The organism is Corynebacterium sp. KPL2895 (assembly GCF_040225815.1).
GTDB classification, from domain to species: Bacteria; Actinomycetota; Actinomycetes; order Mycobacteriales; family Mycobacteriaceae; genus Corynebacterium; species Corynebacterium rhinophilum.
In genome coordinates this window covers 1-4,451 of the sequence record NZ_JBEHFY010000044.1, presented here as the reverse complement: position 1 = coordinate 4,451, position 4,451 = coordinate 1, and the positions used below count along the sequence as shown (strand labels likewise).

Here is a 4,451-nt window from a genome sequence, read left to right as displayed (position 1 = left end):
CTGTGGAGCATAGGAGAATCGAACTCCTGACCTTCTGCTTGCAAAGCAGATGCTCTACCAATTGAGCTAATGCCCCATTGTTCCGTGGTGGGCCTAGCTGGAATCGAACCAGCGACCTCATCGTTATCAGCGATGCGCTCTAACCGACTGAGCTATAGGCCCTTTAGCGGAACGAGAAGTAACTTTACATACTACCCCGGAAAGAACACAAATCGGCAGCTCAAAGAGGTTTTCAAAGGCACTCTTCGTTGGCCTAATGAGTACCCTACTTCGCGCTTAAAACTAGAAAAATGCCGGCAACCGTAGCTGCCGGCATAGTCTCCCACTCACAGTGGTCTAAATATCATCCAAGCTAACCTTTAGCCCGCCGAGGACATCCACGATGGCGTTATAGATGACGGCCATCAGCGGTGCGAGCAAGGTGAACAGGACGGCGAAAATAACGCCAATCAGCGCGCTGGCTGCGATCACCACACCAAAGGTGACCTCAAAGCCCCCGCCGACGCCACCAACGAGGCTATTGACTGACTCCCATATGCCCACCTGGTGCAAGCCGATGTACAGCAGGCACACGGCCAGCAACCACGCGATGAGTCCGACGAGTGACAGGGCCAGACCAACGCGAAACGCCGAGGTGGGCGAAATGTGGTGGATGGTTACGTCTCGTCGTTCCATGTCCTACTCCTCATCCTTGGAGGCATCGCTACCCTTGTGGTGCTCTTGCTGGACCTCATCGACGGTCTTTTCGCCCTTGGCCACAGCCTGCGCGTCTTCCTCACCATCTTCTTCGACATTGCGGTCGATGGCAAGCAATTCGACGTCATCGGCAAGGTCAACCAAGCGCACACCCATCGTGGCGCGCGAGGAAGGACGAATCTGGTTTACTTCGGTGCGAATAACCCCACCGGCGGAGGTAATGGCGAAGATTTCATCGTCTTTATCAATCGAAATGGCGCCAATAAGCTTGCCGCGCTTCGGGGTGTACTTGAAGGTCATGACACCCAAGCCACCGCGGCCCTGCGGGGTGTATTCCTCAATGGCGGTGCGCTTGCCGTAGCCACCCGAGGTAGCAACGAGTAGGAACTCACCGTCGTGGACGACGGACATCGCCAGCAGCTGGTCATCGCCGCGGAAGCGCATGCCCTTCACACCGGCGGTAGCGCGGCCCATGGGGCGCAGCTGGTCGTCATCGGCAGTAAAGCGAATGGCTTGTCCCTGCTCAGAGGTCAGCAGGATGTCATCGCCCTCAGAAACGAGCTGGGCGCCGATGAGCGCATCGCCCTCGTTGAGGTTGATGGCGATAAGGCCGGCGGAACGAGCGGACTCGTAATCGGTCAGGCGCGACTTCTTCACGCGGCCCTGCTGGGTGGCCAGAACCAGGTATGGCGCATCCTCGTAGGACTGGATCTGAATGACCTGGGCGATCTTTTCCTCCGGCTGGAATTCCAGCAGGTTGGCCACGTGCTGGCCGCGGGCAGCGCGGCCGCTCTCCGGCAGCTCGTAGGCCTTCAGGCGGTAGACGCGGCCAAAGTTGGTAAAGAACAGGATCCAGTCGTGCGTGGAGCAGACGAAGAAGTTTTTCACAATGTCATCTTGCTTGAGCTCCGCACCGCGCACGCCCTTGCCGCCACGCTTTTGTGACTTATAAGTATCGACCTTGGTGCGCTTGGCATAACCCGTGGCGGTAATGGTGACCACGACGTTTTCGCGGGCAATGAGGTCTTCATCGGTGACCTCGCCGGAGGCAGGCAGGATCTCGGTGCGGCGCTCGTCGCCGTACTTTTCGACGATCGCTTCCAGCTCATCGTGGACGATCTGGCGCTGGCGTTCCTCGTGGGCGAGGATGTGCTTGAGGTCTGCGATCTCTTTTTCGATTTCTGCCAGTTCATCGACGATCTTTTGGCGCTCCAGGGCGGCCAGGCGGCGCAGCTGCATCGCCAGGATGGCATCGGCCTGGATATCATCGACATCGAGAAGCTCCTTCAAGCCCTCGCGCGCCTCATCAACGGTGGGCGAACGGCGGATCAGGGCGATGACCTCATCCAACATATCCAGCGCCTTGACCAAGCCGCGCAAGATGTGCGCGCGCTTTTCGGCCTCATCCAGGCGGTACTGGGTGCGGCGAACGATGACCTCGATCTGGTGCGCAACATAATTGCTCAGCATCTGATCCAGGCGCAGGGTGCGCGGCACGCCATCAACGATGGAAAGCATATTAGCGCCGAAGGAGGTCTGTAGCTGGGAGTGCTTGTACAGGTTATTGAGCACCACGCGGGCGACGGCATCGCGCTTCAGGGTCACAACAATGCGCATGCCCACGCGGTCAGAGGACTCATCTTCGATCTTGGAAATACCGGCGATCTTGCCGTTGGCTACGGACTCCGCGATATTGGAGATGAGGTTATCGGGGTTGACCTGGAACGGCAGCTCCGTAATCACGATGGTCTGCCGGGAGCCGGATTCCTCGATGGAGGTCACACCGCGCATGCGGATGGAACCGCGGCCGGTGGTATATGCATCCTTGATGCCCTGATCGCCAACGATAAGGCCGGCGGTGGGGAAATCCGGGCCCTTCACGCGTTCCATGCAGGCCGCGAGCGCGGCATCCTCGTCCGCGTCTGGGTTCTCCAGCAGCCAGTAGATGGCCGAGGCCAACTCATTGAGGTTATGCGGCGGGATATTGGTGGCCATGCCCACGGCAATGCCGCCGGAGCCATTCATCAAAAGGTTAGGCACGCGGGACGGCAGGACGTCCGGCTCGCTGGTCTTGCCATCGTAGTTGGGCGAGAAATCCACGGTATTTTCGCGGATATCGCGGACCATTTCCATGGCCAACGGGGTGAGCTTGCACTCGGTATAACGCATTGCGGCAGGGCCGTCGTTACCGCGGGAACCGAAGTTACCCTGGCCATCGACAAGCGGGTAGCGCATATTCCAGGACTGCGCCAAGCGCACCAAGGTGTCATAGATGGCCGAGTCACCGTGCGGGTGGAATTGACCCATGGTGTCAGAGACTGGGCGCGCGGACTTCACGTAGCCGCGCTCGGGGCGGTAACCCGAATCGAACATGGCGTAGAGAATGCGGCGGTGTACCGGCTTTAGGCCATCGCGCACCTCAGGCAGCGCGCGGCCCACAATGACGGACATGGCGTAGTCGATATAGCTCGACTCCATCTCCTCATTAATGTCAATGGGAAAAATCCGATCAAAAAGATCGTCGTTATTGTCACTCATAAGGCCAAATTCTACCTTCTCCGGCCCTTATCGGCCTTATTTGCCGCACCGGTGGTATCACTGTGGTATCACTGGGGCATGGCAATGACATTGCGGCTTACCGCAGAACAAGATCACGCGCTTACCCTCTTGGCCTCCGCGCAAGGCACCTCCAAGCACGAGGCGGTGGTGCGTGCCATCGTGGCGGCGGCCTCGCGTACGCTTGCCGATGCCCACGTGCAAGCCACCGCCCGCGATCTCCTCCCCGGCCGCGCGGACCTAGAGGCCGAAATCCGCAGGGCACGGAAGACCCAGTCATGAGCCCCGAACAGTTGTACCTAGTGGCCCAAGAGTTTTGTGCCCGCTTTAAGCTCCGCATCATCAATTACTCCGCTTTAGTTGCCGCCGCCGCTGCCAGCACCGCGCGCCTGGAGGGCATAGCCATTCACGGTGATGAGCAACAGGCAGCCCAAGCCATGGCGGAGGTTTTAGAAAAGGTGCCAGCGTTAAATGCTGGAAACCAGACCTTCGCGCAGTACTGCGCCCGCGTCTATATGGCCACTAAATTCGCGTAAAGTATGGCACCATGTCTCACCTTTCTACCTTGATGCATGGATCCACCCGCACCGAGTTCATCGCCGAGTGCGGGGCTCTCGTTGAAAAAGTCGCCTCCGCCCAATCCGGCATTTCTGGCATGGCCATTAAAGGCGGATTGGCCGCCGCCAAGAAGGCCGATGCCAACGTCGTCCCCAAGGCGCTGGAACGGATCCTGCCGGATGTCCTCGATGCCCTGGATCCGCGGTGGCAGGACTTTGCGGAAAGCGGGAAGGATGATTTTGGTGCCTTCCTTGAACCGCGGCAAGAAGAGGTCAGCGATGAAATTATGAATATCGCAGATAAGCACGTAGAAAAGGTGAACTCCGCCGCACTGCGCAAACCCTATAATTCCCTGCGCGGCAAGGCCACCAAGATCTTAAGCCCGGAAGTTCCTGCATTCGGCCGCATAGTACAAAAGCACATGTAAATAAATAGTTTCCACCGGTTTTCCTGCGGTTGAAGGTTTTCTGGACTGCGGAGTATAAGTGTGGAAGTGAATTATTCCCCGCATCATAAATCGTCGGCATCAGAAGCAAACCGTACCGACTACCCCGCCGGCCAAGACTGAACTGCTCCCCATTAGTTGGACTGAGAAATCAGTTACCGACTAGTGGGGAGTAGTTTTCTTTGAGAGTACGAAG

General features: G+C 58.1%; 5 protein-coding genes and 2 tRNA genes. 3 read left to right on the top strand and 4 right to left on the bottom strand.

Translation table 11 applies throughout. The annotated features are described in order from the left end of the window. Positions 1-3: 3 nt before the first annotated feature. From ABRP95_RS11865 to gyrA, 4 genes are all read right to left on the bottom strand, one after another. Positions 4-76 (bottom strand) — tRNA-Ala (locus ABRP95_RS11865). Between the two features lie 9 nt (positions 77-85). Then, a tRNA-Ile gene (locus ABRP95_RS11860) sits at positions 86-162 on the bottom strand. A gap of 174 nt (positions 163-336) precedes the next feature. After that, positions 337-675 carry a DUF3566 domain-containing protein gene (locus tag ABRP95_RS11855; RefSeq protein ID WP_284770777.1) on the bottom strand — a complete coding sequence of 113 codons (339 nt, stop codon included), beginning with the start codon at positions 673-675 and terminating at the stop codon, positions 337-339. A gap of 3 nt (positions 676-678) precedes the next feature. Then, complete coding sequence (gyrA, locus tag ABRP95_RS11850; RefSeq protein ID WP_284864632.1) at positions 679-3,234, bottom strand: DNA gyrase subunit A; 2,556 nt, start codon at positions 3,232-3,234, stop codon at positions 679-681. 78 nt (positions 3,235-3,312) lie between these two features. Between gyrA and ABRP95_RS11845 the strand changes: the two genes are divergently transcribed. From ABRP95_RS11845 to ABRP95_RS11835, 3 genes are read left to right on the top strand one after another with little or no spacing between them, the layout of a single operon-like run. Further along, positions 3,313-3,534: a hypothetical protein gene (locus ABRP95_RS11845; protein WP_005276020.1), complete on the top strand. Its 222-nt coding sequence runs from the start codon at positions 3,313-3,315 to the stop codon at positions 3,532-3,534. Next, positions 3,531-3,788: a hypothetical protein gene (locus tag ABRP95_RS11840; protein WP_023024620.1), complete on the top strand. Its 258-nt coding sequence runs from the start codon at positions 3,531-3,533 to the stop codon at positions 3,786-3,788. Before ABRP95_RS11845 ends, ABRP95_RS11840 begins: the two co-directional genes overlap by 4 nt. 11 nt (positions 3,789-3,799) lie before the next feature. After that, positions 3,800-4,237, top strand: a complete 438-nt coding sequence (locus ABRP95_RS11835) for a DUF6918 family protein (RefSeq protein ID WP_349839483.1) — start codon at positions 3,800-3,802, stop codon at positions 4,235-4,237. Positions 4,238-4,451: the final 214 nt, after the last annotated feature.